Raw genomic sequence first — 13267 nt, forward strand, 5'->3', positions numbered from 1 at the left:
GGTACTATCGATCTGTGCTGCTGTGTGTCACGGCGAGTCACAAGACCGCCTCCTTCGAACTGCTCGAACGCCTGAGCCGCACCCCCGACGACGTCGCTCCCACCATCGTGGGCATGACGCCGTGTGTGCAGGGTGCCGTGGTCCTCGCGACGTGCAACCGGTTCGAGGCGTACGTGGAAATGGACGAACCGCTCACCGCGGCCGGCGCCATCGGCGTCGAAGCGGTCATCGAGGCGGTCGAATCCGCCACGGGCATCCCCGCCACCGAACTCGACGGCGCCTACACGGTGCACTCGGGCCGCCGCGTCGCCGAGCACCTGTTCTCCGTCGCCTCCGGCCTCGAATCCGTCGTCTCGGGCGAGGGCGAGATCGCCGGTCAGGTGCGCCGCGCTCTGAAGTCCGCCCGCAAGGACGGCACCACGTCCCCCGAGCTCGAGCGCCTCTTCCAGCGCGCCAGCCAGGCGCAGCGCAAGGTCAAGAACGTCACCGCCCTCGGCCGCGCCGGTCGCTCGCTCGTGCGCCTCGCGCTCGAGCTGGCCGACAGCCGCATCGCCGACTGGTCCGCCGAGCGCGTGCTGCTGGTCGGCACCGGCGCCTACGCCGCGGTCACCCTCGCCACGCTCCGTGAGCGCGGCGCCGTCGACATCTCGGTGTACTCCCCCTCCGGTCGCGCCGCGGTGTTCGCCGCGAAGCACGGCATCCGTCCGGTCGCCGCCGACGAGTACGCCCGCACCGCCGCGCACTCGAGCCTGCTGATCACCTGCACCACCGCGACCGAACCCGTGCTCGGCCCGGAGCACCTGCAGCTCCCGGTCGGCGCTGCCGCCGCGGGCTGCCCGGTCGGCGCCCACAGCCGGCTCGTGGTCGACCTGGGGATGCCGCGCAACGTCGATCCCGCTGTCGCGACGCTCGAGGGTGTCGCACTGCTCGACCTCGAGACCATCCGTCTGCACGCGCCGCTCGAAGAGCTGCAGGCGACGGATGCCGCGCGCAGCGTCGTGCGCGAGGCCGCGGAGACCTTCCATGTGGTGGGCTCCCGCCAGAGCGTGACCCCGTCGGTCGTGGCCCTGCGCTCGCACATCTTCGAGCTGCTCGAGCGCGAGATCGACCGTGCCCGTGCGCGTGGCGACGAGGACGGCAAGGTCGAGCAGGCTCTGCGTCACCTCTCGGGCGTGCTTCTGCACACGCCGACCGTGCGCGCCCACGAGCTCGCCGCCGCCGGTCGCGCCGACGAATTCACCGCGGCACTTGCGGCGCTGTACGGCATCGCGCCCGAGGCCGACACCTCTGCAGCGGACGACGCCGCCTCCGCCTGAGTCGCTCGCGCTTGCCGCGGCCTTCTGCGCGCCCCTCGGCCGTTTCGCGCGCGAATGGCCGAAGCGCGCGCGGTTGGCCGAGCGAAGCGTGCCTCGACCGCAGGGTGGGACACTGGAGGCATGGCCCTTCACATCACCGGAGACACCGCCGCCGACGCCCTCCTGACCGACAATCCGCTGGCCCTGCTGGTGGGGATGCTGCTCGACCAGCAGGTTCCGATGGAGACCGCGTTCGCGGGTCCGCTCAAGATCGAACAGCGCACCGGAGCGGCGGATGCCGCGACCATCGCGCACATGGCACCGGACGAGTTCCTCGAGGCGTTCAAGCAGACGCCCGCCGTGCACCGCTTCCCAGGGTCCATGGCCACCCGCGTGCAGACGCTGTGCCAGACGCTCGTCGACGACTGGAACGGTGACGCGGCCGCTCTCTGGACCGAGGGCGAACCCGATGGGCCCGAGGTGCTGAAGCGACTGAGGGCCCTCCCCGGATTCGGCGAGCAGAAGGCGAAGATCTTCCTGGCTCTGCTGGGCAAGCAGTACGGCTTCACGGGCGAAGGCTGGCGCGAGGCCGCGGGTGCATACGGCGAAGACGGCTCGTACCGCAGTGTCGCCGACATCGTCTCTCCCGAGTCGCTCACGAAGGTGCGCGAGCACAAGAAGGCCATGAAAGCTGCGGCGAAGGCTCCGAAATGAAGCCCACGGGCGATGACGTCGCGGGGCTCATCGCCCGTTCCTCCCCCGCCGTCCGCCGCCGCGACGCCGAGACGCTGACCGCGCTCATGCAGGAGATCACCGGACGCGAACCGCAGACCTGGGGCACGATCATCGGCTTCGGCTCGTGCCACTACCGCTACCCGACCGGCACCGAGGGCGACAGCGGACTGCTCGGCTTCGCACCCCGCAAGGCCGCGACCACGATCTACCTCTTCGACGGCGTCGACGCCCACACCGCGGCCCTGGCCGAGCTCGGCCCGCACACCACGGGCGTCGGATGCCTGTACATCAAAGACCTGGAGCAGATCGACCTCGACGTACTGCGCGGCATCCTCGAACGCTCGCTGGCGTGGGTCGAGGCGGGCGGCACCCCCGAGGTGCAGCTCACCGTCACCGGCTGAGGAGCGTCCCACCCGGCCGGGGCGCTTCTCAGCGCAGGACCTCGACGAGCGCGACCCACGACACCACGACGGCCGAGAGGATCGCGAGCAGGCACCCGGCGGCAGCGACGTAGAGCCCGGACGGATGCCCGAACCCCACCAGCACGCCCGCCGCGAGATAGGCGAAGATCGGCAGGAAGCCGCCCAGGTACTTGAGCGGACGGACGCGATCCTCGGGATTCGGATCGGTCGCGATGAGTCGCGTCGCATGCACCTGGAACACCGCGGCCAGCAATGCGACCACGACGGTCACCGCCCCGAACCATGCCGCGTCGATACCGGGCACGAGCCCCAGCGCCGACACCGCGAGCGCGAGGAGCAGCGCGGCGATTCCGGCGAGGAGCCTTGCGGTCAGCGTGCGCGATTTGACGATCTCGGCGATGTTCACGCTCGCAGCGACGATCACGAGACCGGCGAGCGCAGCGGTCGCTCCCGCCATCGCGACGTTGAACTCGCTCCACGGCTCGAACATGCCGACATGCTAGACCCACCCGCGCGACCGTCGCACGGGTGGGTCTGGACAGCCGAGTCGGGTTCGGAGGTCAGCGGACGTCGGCGAAGAACACGCGGATGTCGGCTGCCAGCACGTCCGGACGCTCCAGGGCCGCGAAGTGCCCGCCCTCGTCAAAACGACTCCAGTGCACGATGTTCGAGTTGTCGCGCTCGGCGAAGACCCGGATCGTCTGGAAGTCGTCGGCGAACACGGCCACCCCGGTCCGCGCGGCGTTGATGCGCGGCTCGGCACCCTCAGCGCCGTCGTCCGCGGCATCCGCTCTGGCGTTCTCCAGGTAGCTGCGGCTCATGCCGGAGGCCGCATTCGCGAACCAGTTCACGCTGACCTCGAGCAGGATCTTCTCGAGCGGCACCAGAGAGGTGCCGTTGCCGAACGAGTTGAACAGCTCGCTGTAGGCGAGCAGCCCGACCGGGGAGTCGCTGAGCCCGACCGACACCGTCTGCGGGCGCGAGGCGTTCATCGTGTTGTAGCCGCCGACCGACTGGAACCACTGCATGTGCTCGAGGCCGGCGTAGTCGGCGGGCTCGAGCTTCTCGAACTCCGCCGGGTCACCCGAAGGGAAGGAGAACAGCTGCAGCACGTGGAGCCCCAGGAATCCCTCGGGCTCGAGCAGCCCGAGCTCGCGCGCGACCATCGCCCCGTTGTCGGAGCCGTGGATGCCATAGCTGTCGTAGCCGAGCGCACGCATGAGGCGGTCGTACGCCGCGGCGACCCGACCGACCGTCCAGCCCGTCGACGCCAGGGGTTGCGAGAAACCGTAGCCCGGAGCATCCGGGATCACGACGTCGAAGGCGTCTTCGGCACGACCGCCGTGAGCCACCGGGTCGACGAGCCGGTCGACCAGATCGAGGTAGTCGACCGACGAACCGGGATAGGTGTGGGCGAGCAGCAGCGGCGTCGCGCCCGCGTGGGTCGAGCGCACGTGGATGAAGTGGATGGTCTGGCCGTCGATCTCGGTCGTGAAGTGCGGGACGACGTTGATCCGGTCCTGGGCCTCCGTCCAGTCGAAGTCTCGCCACGCAGCGACGGCCTCGCGGAGGTAGGAGTTGGGGGTGCCGGCATCCCAGTCATCCGTCGGCGAGGGCTGCGGAAGGCGAGTGTGGGCGAGGCGATCCTGGAGATCGGCGACCTCGGTGGCGGAGACCGAGACGGTGAAGGGGCGGAAGGCGAGCGTCGTGTTTTCCATATCTCGAAGGTAGGAGGGCATTAGGTTGGATTCGTTCCTAATGGATGGATGACTTTCGAGGAGTTCCGATGGCCGACCCGACCGCCCGACTGCTCGCGTTACTGGCGCTCTTGCAGACCGGTCCGGAGCGCTCCGGAAGCGACCTCGCGTCGCGTCTCGGCGTCTCGGCGCGCACTGTCCGACACGACATCGAGCGACTGCGCGACCTCGGCTATCCCGTCGACGCCACGCGCGGATCCGTCGGCGGCTACCGGCTCGGTGCCGGAGGAAAGCTGCCGCCCCTTCTGCTCGACGACGAGGAGGCGGTGGCCGTCACCGTCGGTCTCCGCGCGGCGGCCGGGATCTCCGGCATCGCCGAATCGGGGGCGAGGGCACTCGCCAAGCTCGAGCAGGTGCTGCCGTCGCATCTGCGCCCCACGGTCGACGCCCTCCGCTCGAGCGTCGACCGCGCCCCCGAGAACAACGACACGGACGCCCCGGACCCCGAGGTCGACGCCGCCGCGCTGCAGGCCATCGCGAGCGCGATCCGCAACGAAGAGTGGCTGCGCTTCGACTACGAGGGCGCGCCCGTGCTGGTCGAGCCGTACCGACTGCTCACGTGGGTGCGCCGCTGGTACCTCGTGGCCCGCGATCCGCAGACAGACGAGTGGGGAACCTACCGCGTCGACTGGATGGACCTGCGGATGCCGACCCATCGGCGCTTCGATCCGCAGCCCCTCCCCGGTGGCGACTACACGGCGTTCGCGATGCGGACCATCGCGGTGAGCGGCTGGAAGGTGCACGCCCGGCTCCGCATCGACGCCCCGGCCGAAGCCGTGCTCGACCGGATCCATGCGGCGGTCGGCGTGGTCGAACCGGTCGACGACGAGCACTGCATCCTCGTCACAGGTGCCGACAGCCTCGACACCGTGGCCGCGTACATCGGGATGCTGATGATGGACTTCACGGTCGAGAGCCCGCCCGAGCTGCTCCCGCGCCTGCAGCTGCTCTCCGAGCGGTATGCGCGGGCGGTCGCCGGGAGCGCATGAAAGACCCCGCCGGCCACTCGGGCCGACGGGGTCTGGATCGCTGCGATCCTCAGGCGCCGCGCAGACGCTCCGCGAGGTACGCGTGCAGCTCGTCGATCGAGACGCGCTCCTGCGCCATGGTGTCGCGGTCGCGCACCGTGACGGCGCGGTCGTCGAGCGAGTCGAAGTCGACCGTGACGCAGTACGGGGTGCCGATCTCGTCCTGGCGACGGTAGCGGCGACCGATCGCACCCGCGTCGTCGAAGTCGACGGCCCAGGAGCTGCGGAGCGTGTCGGCGACCTCGCGGGCGAGCGGCGACAGCTTCTCGTTGCGCGACAGCGGCAGCACGGCGGCCTTGACCGGGGCGAGGCGCGGGTCGAGCTTGAGCACCGTGCGCACGTCGGTGCCGCCCTTGGCGTTGGGCACCTGCTCCTCGACGTACGCGTCGACGAGGAACGCCATCATCGCGCGGGTGAGGCCGAACGACGGCTCGATCACGTACGGGGTGTAGCGCTCGCCCGTGGCCTGGTCGAAGTACGTCAGGCTCTGGCCCGACGCCTCGCTGTGGCTGGAGAGGTCGTAGTCGGTGCGGTTGGCGACGCCCATGAGCTCGCCCCACTCCTTGCCCGCGAACCCGAACTTGTACTCGACGTCGATCGTGCCCGCCGAGTAGTGCGCGCGGTCGTCCTCAGGCACGTCGAACTGACGCATGTTCTCCGAGTCGATGCCCAGGTCGATGAACCAGTTCCAGCAGGCCTCGACCCAGTGCTCGAACCACTCCTGCGCCTCGGCCGGGGGCGTGAAGAACTCGATCTCCATCTGCTCGAACTCGCGGGTGCGGAAGATGAAGTTGCCGGGCGTGATCTCGTTGCGGAACGCCTTTCCGACCTGGCCGATGCCGAACGGCGGCTTCTTGCGGCTCGCGGTGAGCACGTTCGAGAAGTTCACGAAGATGCCCTGGGCGGTCTCGGGGCGCAGGAAGTACATGCCCGACTCGTCGTCCACGACGCCGAGGTAGGTCTTCACCAGACCGGAGAACGCCTTGGGCTCGGTGTACTGACCCTTGGTGCCGCAGTTCGGGCAGGGGATGTCCGCGAGGCCGTTCTCGGCCTTGCGGCCCTTGCGCGCCTCGAAGTCCTCGATGAGGTTGTCGGCGCGGAAGCGCTTGTGGCACTGCAGGCACTCGACCAGCGGGTCGGTGAAGGTGGCGACGTGACCCGACGCCTCCCACACGCGCTTGGGGAGGATGATGCTGGAGTCGAGGCCGACCATGTCGCCGCGGCCGCGGACGAAGGTCTGCCACCACTGGCGGCGGATGTTCTCCTTGAGCTCCGTACCGAGGGGGCCATAGTCCCAGGCCGATCGAGAACCGCCGTAGATCTCACCCGCTTGGAACACGAACCCGCGGTGGCGGGCGAGGGCGATGACCTTGTCGAGGCGGGACTGTTCGGCCATGGTGGCTCCAATGGTCGGATGCGGGAGGAAACCCGTGAACACGGGCACCTCATTCTATCCGTCGTCCCGCGCGGGACCTGGCCCCTCAGCCCGCCGCGGAGTACCGTCCTGGCATGAGCACTCCTGCGCGCACTCGGCGAACTCGCGACGAAGACACTCGCTTCTTCGGACAACCCTGGGCGCTCGTGCACATCTTCGGCGTCGAGATGTGGGAGCGGTTCAGCTTCTACGGCATGCAGGGCATCCTGCTCATCTACCTCTACTTCGAGGTGACCGAGGGCGGCCTCGGCATCCCCAAGGCTGTTGCGGGCGGCATCGTGGGTGCGTACGGAGGGTCGGTCTACCTCTCGACGATCCTCGGGGCCTGGCTCGCCGACCGCCTGTTCGGCGCAGAGCGCGTGCTGTTCGTCAGCGCGATGGTGATCGTGGCGGGGCACCTCGCCCTCGCCCTTCTTCCGGGCGCGGTCGGCGTCGGCGTCGGCCTCGTGCTCGTGGCACTCGGATCCGGCGGGCTCAAGGCGAACGCCACATCAGTCGTCGGCAGTCTGTACAGCGCCGACGACCCGCGCCGGGACGCCGGTTTCTCGCTCTTCTACCTCGGCATCAACCTCGGCGCGTTCCTGGGGCCGATCCTCACCGGCATCCTGCAGTCCTCGCTCGGCTTCCACTACGGCTTCGGCCTCGCGGCGATCGGGATGACGCTGGGACTCATCCAGTACTCGTTCGGCCGCAAAGCGCTGCCCGCCTCGGCGCGGGAGGTGCCCAACCCGCTTCCGAAGTCCCGCTATCTGCTGGTCGGGCTCATCGCGGCCGCCGCGATCGTGCTCATCGCCGTCCTCGTGCTCACGGGCGTGATCCGACCCGACAACCTCGCCACCCTGGTGATCGGTGTCACGATCGTCGCCGCGGTCGCCTACTTCTCGGTGATCCTCGGGAGCCGTCGCATCGACGCCACCGAACGATCGCGAGTGTGGGCGTTCCTGCCCCTCTTCATCACCAGCGTCGCGTTCTGGTCGCTGTACCAGCAGCAGTTCACGGTGCTGACGATCTACTCCGACCAGCGCCTGAACCGCAACCTGTTCGGCTGGGAGATGCCCGTCTCCTGGGTGCAGTCGATCAACCCGGTCTTCATCATCATCCTGTCCGGTGTCTTCGCCGCGATCTGGACCAAGCTCGGAAAGCGTCAACCATCGACGCCGGTGAAGTTCGCGCTCGCGGCCATCATCATGGGATCGGCGTTCCTGCTCTTCCTCCCCTTCGCCGGCGGCGGCGAGAACTCCACACCACTGCTGGCGATCGTCGGGATCCTCTTCGTGTTCACGGTGGCGGAGCTGCTCATCTCGCCGGTCGGCCTGTCGGCCGCCACCAAGCTCGCACCGGGTGTGTTCCGCACGCAGATGGTCGCGCTGTTCTTCCTGTCGATCGCGCTCGGGACGGCGATCTCCGGATGGCTCGTGCAGTTCTACAACCCCGACGACGAAGTGCCCTTCTTTTCGATCCTCGGCGGCATCGCCATCGTCGTCGGCATCGGACTACTGGTGAGCGTCAAGCCCGTGCTGAAGCTCATGCGCGGGGTGCGCTGAGCGTGCGCGCCGCTGTTCAGGCGGCGCCGCGGGTCACGCAGTGAAGAGGTAGCCGCGCGCGTTGTCGTAGCCGGCGATGGTCAGGCCGCTGCCGAGCAGGCCCTCCATCTGTGCGCGCAGACGCAGACGCCACTCGTGAGCGGCTTCCGGGTCGGAGACACGCATCGCCTCGATGTCGGCCGGGATCTCGAGGGTCTCGACGACCGCATCGTCGGCCGGGGGCTTCGCGATGTCGGCGAGCGCCCACTCGACGTCCAGGCGGTCGCTCTCGTCACCCGCGTCGCCGCCACCGAAGATGCCGTAGCGGTTCACGGAGTAGCCGGTGGCGCGGGCGCCCAGCACCGAGAAGAAGAAGTGCGCGTTGCGCGCCACGAGCGGGTCGAACACCCAGGTGATGCGCCCGACGTCGCGTGAGAACGCCCACTGACGCTGGTGCTCCTTGAGTTCGCGACCCCAGCCGCGCCCGCGGTACTCCGGCAGCAGCGCGGTGATGTGCGAGTGCATCGCACGTCGGGCGGGCTCGCCGAAGAAGGCGATGGAGGCGCCGACCATGCGCTCGTCGTCGCCCTCGCCGTCGAAGAAGCCGACGACGTAGTTGCCCGATTGCTGCAGGGCGCGCAGGGTGCCGGCATCCACCACGCGCTGCGGACCCCGGATGGAGTCGAGCAGGCCCTGGGCGTCGAGGATGAGTTCAACGGTGTCGAGATCGCGGATGGTTCGCACGGACCCAGTCTGCCCCTCCTCGGCCCGTTCGGGGAAACGCGACCGCGATCAGATCTGGCGCAGCGCGTCGCGATCGAGCTGCGACACGGACGTCAGCCCCGCGAGACCGAGCGTGATGTCGACCTCGGCGAGCACGTTGCGCACGACCTCGCGCACGCCGGCCTCCCCGGCGATACCGAGGCCGTAGGCGTACGGACGCCCGAGCGCCACGACCGTGGCTCCGAGAGCCAGGGCGATCACGGCATCCGCACCACCACGCACGCCGGAGTCGAAGACGATCGGCACGCGACCCGCGACGCGCTCGGCGATCTCGGGCAGCACGTCGAGCGTCGGCACCGACCGGTCGATCTGGCGGCCGCCGTGGTTCGAGATCCAGATGCCGTCGACGCCGGCATCCAGCGCGGCCTGGGCATCGTCGGGATGCACGATGCCCTTCAGGATGATCGGCAGGGTCGTCCACTCCCGCGCCTTCGCCAGGTCGCTCCAGGTGAGTGCCGGGGTGGAGAACACGTCGAGGAAGGTCTCGACCGCGGCCCGAGGCAGCGGCGAGCGCAGGTTGTCACGCAGCGACCCCCCGCCCGTGAGCGGCGCACCCTTGCGCGCGATCGTGAGGGCGGCGGCGACCGCTTTCGGCGTGACCTTGACACCGGGCGCATCGCCCTTCGGCGCTGCGACACGCTCCCGCACCAGCTGCTGGAACACCGGGTCGCTCGTGTACTGCGCGATGCCCATCCCCCGCGTGAACGGCAGGTACGCGAGATCGAGATCCCGCGTGCGCCAGCCGAGCAGATGGGTGTCGAGCGTGATGACGATCGCCTCGCACCCGGATGCCTCGGCGCGGGCGAGCAGCGAGCGGTTGAGGTCGTCGGACGCCGACCAGTAGAGCTGGAACAAGCGAGAGCCGTCGGGTGCGGCATCCGCCACCTGCTCCATCGGGAACGACGCCTGGTTCGACAGCGTGTACGGGACGCCGGGGGATGCCGCCGCGCGGGCCACGGCGAGATCCGCATCCGCGTGCGCCATCTCCATCACTCCGAGCGGGGCGAGCAGCAGCGGGGTCGGCCTGCGCTTGCCGAGGAACTCCACGCCGAGGTCGCGGGTCGAGACGTCGCGCAGCGGGCGCGGCCACACCTGCCAGCGGTCGAATGCGCGGCGGTTGGCCGTCATGGTGCGCTCGGACCCCGCACCACCAGCGATGTAGGCGAACGCCTCGGCACTCAGTGCCTTGCGGGCGGCCGCCTTCAGCGCCACGGCGTCGATCGGCACCGCGGGTCTCGTCCCGCTGATGCCGGCACGGTAGATGTCGGACTGGGTGCGCCGGGAGATGCCGCGGTGGGCGGCGGGATCGTCCGGAGCGACGCTGCTCGTGACCATGACCACATGCTAGTCAGGCGCCCGGCGACCCTGCACCGTGGGATCGCCGATAGCCTGGGCCGGTGGGTGCGAACGACGACAGGGCCAGGAAGCGCCTCTCCCGCACCCCGCCGAAATGGGCGATCGTCGCGGTCCTCGCCTTCGCCGGACTCTGCTCGTCGTTCATGTTCACGCTCGTCGTGCCGTTGCAGGCCGAGCTGCCGCAGCTGCTGAACGCCTCCCGCGAGGACACGACCTGGGTCGTCACGATCACGCTGCTCGTCGCCGCCGTCGCCACTCCGATCTCGGGCCGGCTGGGCGACATGTACGGCAAGCGCCGGGTGGTGATCGCGCTGCTCGCGATCCTGATCCTCGGCTCGGTGATCGCCGCGGTCTCCGGCTCGATCATCGGCGTGATCATCGGGCGCGCGCTTCAGGGCGCCGTGACGGGCGTCGTTCCCCTCGGCATCGCGATCATGCGCGACGTGCTGCCGCCCGAGCGGCTCGGCACCGCGGTCGCCCTGATGAGCGCGACCATGGGCGTCGGCGGCGCGATCGGCATGCCGGTGGCTGCCCTTCTCGCGCAGAACGCCGACTGGCACATGCTGTTCTGGCTCGCGGCAGCCCTTGGGGTCGTCGGCCTGGCGCTCGTACTGGCCGTGATCCCCGAGGATGTGCTCCGCTCCCCCGGGCGACTCGACGTGCTCGGCGCCATCGGGCTCGCCATCGGTCTCACCGGCATCCTGCTCTTCGTCTCCCGAGGTGCGCAGTGGGGTTGGACCTCACCGCTCACCCTGGTCTGCATCATCGGCGGACTCGTGGTGCTGCTGGTGTGGGGCTGGTACCAGTTGCGCACGAAGGACCCGCTGCTCGACCTGCGGGTGGCGGCGCGCCCCGCCGTGCTGTTCACGAACATCGCCGCGATCGGCATGGGCTTCGCGCTGTTCGCGTCGAACGTGACGTTCCCGCAGATGCTCGAGGCTCCGTCGATCGGCGGGGGCTTCGGTCTCGACATGGTCGCCGCATCGCTCGTGATCATGCCTGCCGGCCTCGTGATGATGGTGATCTCGCCGCTCTCCGGCTGGCTGGAGCGCACCGTGGGGCCGCGCCCACTGTTCACGGTCGGCGCCACCGCGATCGTGCTCGCCTACGTGTTCGTCCTGCTGTGGTCGAGCGAGGTGTGGCACGTCCTCGTCGCGAACCTGCTGATCGGGGTGGGCATCGGGTTCACGTTCGCTGCGATGCCGATGATCATCATGCGCTCGGTTCCCGCCAACGAGACCGGCGCTTCGAACGGACTGAACGCGCTGTTCCGCTCGGTCGGCACTTCCAGCGCCTCGGCCGTGATGGGCGGCATCCTCGCCGCGATGAGTGTCGAGGTCGATGGTGTCGCCGTGCCGACCCGCGCCGCGTTCGAGGTGTGCTTCTGGCTCGCGATCGCCGCCGGCATCATCGCGGTCGTGCTGTCGCTCTTCATCCCGAAGCAGCGCAGCTCCGAGCAGCATCCGTCGCTGCCCGGCTGAGCTCTGCCCTCTCTCAGGTCAGCGGGAGATCGTGCGCGGGTCCGGATCACCGTCCCGCGGCGGGCGCAGCCGGTCCGGGATCGGCCAGGCCAGGGTGAACTGCGCAGTCGCCGGACGGGTCATGTCCCCGAAGTCGTCGATCTTCACGACGATCCGACCGGGCACGCTCTCCTCGTCCGGCGTCACCTCGAGGATGCGCACCCGCAGCGGGCGGTCTGCTTCCCCCTCGAGCATCCACGGGTCGGCGAGCCACGCGATGCCGTGCTCCTCCAGCGCGGTCTCGGCATCGAGCCATTCGGTCGGATCGGATGCCGGTCGACCCAGCACGTCGACCGCGACCCAGTCGTCGCCCTCCGGATGGATCCACCCGAGCAGCTCGCCGTCGTCACGGCGGTGCGGCGTCCAGTCAGGTCGGGGCATCCCTCGATGCTAGCGAGGGGACCGTGATCTCAGTGCGTGTACTCCATGAGTTCGACGCCGAGCACCCGGAAGGCGTCATGCGCGCGCAGCCGGTGCGTGATCGACAGGTCGTCGAAGCAGACGATGAGCGAGTAGGCGACGCCGGCGCGCGGACCGGCGAGCACACCCGCCTCGGCGCGAACCCCGCGGTCGCGGCCGGTCTTGTTCACGAACAGCAGTCCGTGCGCGTCATGGTCGTGCGCGAAGGGGTCGAGGCCAGTGGATGCCGCGACCAGACTCAGGTCCTGGTTCAGGCTCAGCCACTCCGACACCTGCGCGCTGACCGCGGCGTCGACGACCTGCGAGTTCACGAGAGCGGAGAAGAGACCGGCGAGTTCGCGGGCGGACCCCACGGCGACCTGCGGCGCGTCGTCGGGCCCCCGGCGGTCGCGGAAGCGGTCGAGCAGGGCGGTGCGGCGCAGTCCGAGCGACTCGATGCGTTCGCGTACCCGGTCGTGACCGACCTTCTGCAGCAGGGCATTCACGGCGATCGGATCGCCGGCCGTCGCGGCCAGAACGGCGAGATCCTCGAGCGGCAGCGCCGGGGCGTGCAGATGCCGCCACAGACCGGAGCTTTCGACGGCGTCGACGCTCTCGCGCTCGATGATCTCGAACGGATCGAGGGCCCCGCTCTGGAATCCGGCGGCCACTTCGATCAGCAGCGGCACCACCCCGAGCCCCGCGACGGGCATGGTCACGTGATCGTCGCCGGCCAGCACGTGCACGTGATTGTCGAGGTCGACGACGTGCACCGACACCTGAGCGCCGGAATCGACCAGTCCCTCGAGCGAACGCAGGGTGGCCGTGAAGGAGCGGCGCCCGAGCGCGGCGCGACGCGGGAGGCGGCGGCTGGTCCGCTGCGAGCGACGGCCCGCAGAAGACTCCGGCGCACCGCCGAGGGACTCGGGGGCCGAGGAGTTGCGGAACCCTTCACCAGGCTCGAGAGCGCCCACGCGTGATCCTTACGAGGGGGGGATTTGCGGGATACCACGG

General features: G+C 69.6%; 13 protein-coding genes. 6 read left to right on the forward strand and 7 right to left on the reverse strand.

All coding sequences use genetic code 11. The annotated features are described in order from the left end of the window. Positions 1–14: 14 nt before the first annotated feature. The 3 genes from BQ2383_RS06980 to BQ2383_RS06990 all read left to right on the forward strand — a co-directional run bounded on the left by BQ2383_RS06980 (position 15) and on the right by BQ2383_RS06990 (position 2431). Positions 15–1316 carry a glutamyl-tRNA reductase gene (locus tag BQ2383_RS06980; RefSeq protein ID WP_091032283.1) on the forward strand — a complete coding sequence of 434 codons (1302 nt, stop codon included), beginning with the start codon at positions 15–17 and terminating at the stop codon, positions 1314–1316. A 120-nt stretch (positions 1317–1436) separates the two neighbouring features. Then, a complete protein-coding gene (locus BQ2383_RS06985; RefSeq protein WP_091031661.1) occupies positions 1437–2009 on the forward strand; it encodes an HhH-GPD-type base excision DNA repair protein in 573 nt (190 codons plus the stop codon). Beyond that, positions 2006–2431 (forward strand): DUF1801 domain-containing protein, encoded by a 426-nt coding sequence (locus tag BQ2383_RS06990; protein ID WP_091031663.1) that lies wholly within the window; start codon positions 2006–2008, stop codon positions 2429–2431. Before BQ2383_RS06985 ends, BQ2383_RS06990 begins: the two co-directional genes overlap by 4 nt. A 28-nt stretch (positions 2432–2459) precedes the next feature. Here BQ2383_RS06990 and BQ2383_RS06995 read toward each other — a convergent pair whose 3' ends face one another. Further along, positions 2460–2942 carry a hypothetical protein gene (locus BQ2383_RS06995; RefSeq protein WP_091031666.1) on the reverse strand — a complete coding sequence of 161 codons (483 nt, stop codon included), beginning with the start codon at positions 2940–2942 and terminating at the stop codon, positions 2460–2462. A 70-nt stretch (positions 2943–3012) separates the two neighbouring features. Then, positions 3013–4170: an epoxide hydrolase family protein gene (locus tag BQ2383_RS07000; protein WP_091031668.1), complete on the reverse strand. Its 1158-nt coding sequence runs from the start codon at positions 4168–4170 to the stop codon at positions 3013–3015. Between the two features lie 68 nt (positions 4171–4238). Here BQ2383_RS07000 and BQ2383_RS07005 point away from each other — a divergent pair, with 68 nt between their 5' ends. Then, the gene (locus tag BQ2383_RS07005; protein WP_091031672.1) at positions 4239–5198 is read left to right on the forward strand and encodes a helix-turn-helix transcriptional regulator; all 960 of its coding nucleotides are present in this window, start codon (positions 4239–4241) and stop codon (positions 5196–5198) included. Between the two features lie 49 nt (positions 5199–5247). On the opposite strand, the gene BQ2383_RS07010 is transcribed toward BQ2383_RS07005, so the two are convergent. Beyond that, on the reverse strand, positions 5248–6633 hold the full coding sequence (locus BQ2383_RS07010) for a glycine--tRNA ligase (protein WP_091031676.1): 1386 nt from the start codon (positions 6631–6633) through the stop codon (positions 5248–5250). A 113-nt stretch (positions 6634–6746) separates the two neighbouring features. On the opposite strand from BQ2383_RS07010, the gene BQ2383_RS07015 reads away from it, so the two are divergent. Beyond that, a complete protein-coding gene (locus BQ2383_RS07015) occupies positions 6747–8216 on the forward strand; it encodes a peptide MFS transporter (protein ID WP_091031678.1) in 1470 nt (489 codons plus the stop codon). A 33-nt stretch (positions 8217–8249) separates the two neighbouring features. Here the strand turns inward: BQ2383_RS07015 and BQ2383_RS07020 are convergent, their stop codons facing one another. Then, on the reverse strand, positions 8250–8939 hold the full coding sequence (locus BQ2383_RS07020) for a GNAT family N-acetyltransferase (RefSeq protein WP_091031681.1): 690 nt from the start codon (positions 8937–8939) through the stop codon (positions 8250–8252). 48 nt (positions 8940–8987) lie between these two features. Further along, a complete protein-coding gene (locus tag BQ2383_RS07025; protein WP_091031684.1) occupies positions 8988–10313 on the reverse strand; it encodes an alpha-hydroxy-acid oxidizing protein in 1326 nt (441 codons plus the stop codon). 62 nt (positions 10314–10375) lie between these two features. On the opposite strand from BQ2383_RS07025, the gene BQ2383_RS07030 reads away from it, so the two are divergent. Further along, positions 10376–11815 carry an MFS transporter gene (locus BQ2383_RS07030; protein WP_091031687.1) on the forward strand — a complete coding sequence of 480 codons (1440 nt, stop codon included), beginning with the start codon at positions 10376–10378 and terminating at the stop codon, positions 11813–11815. Between the two features lie 18 nt (positions 11816–11833). On the opposite strand, the gene BQ2383_RS07035 is transcribed toward BQ2383_RS07030, so the two are convergent. Both BQ2383_RS07035 and BQ2383_RS07040 read right to left on the reverse strand, forming a co-directional pair. Next, on the reverse strand, positions 11834–12235 hold the full coding sequence (locus BQ2383_RS07035) for a hypothetical protein (protein ID WP_091031689.1): 402 nt from the start codon (positions 12233–12235) through the stop codon (positions 11834–11836). Positions 12236–12264: 29 nt separating this feature from the next. Next, positions 12265–13227 carry a serine hydrolase gene (locus BQ2383_RS07040; protein ID WP_091031692.1) on the reverse strand — a complete coding sequence of 321 codons (963 nt, stop codon included), beginning with the start codon at positions 13225–13227 and terminating at the stop codon, positions 12265–12267. Positions 13228–13267: the final 40 nt, after the last annotated feature.

It is taken from the genome of Microbacterium oxydans (genome assembly GCF_900095745.1).
GTDB classification, from domain to species: Bacteria; Actinomycetota; Actinomycetes; order Actinomycetales; family Microbacteriaceae; genus Microbacterium; species Microbacterium oxydans_B.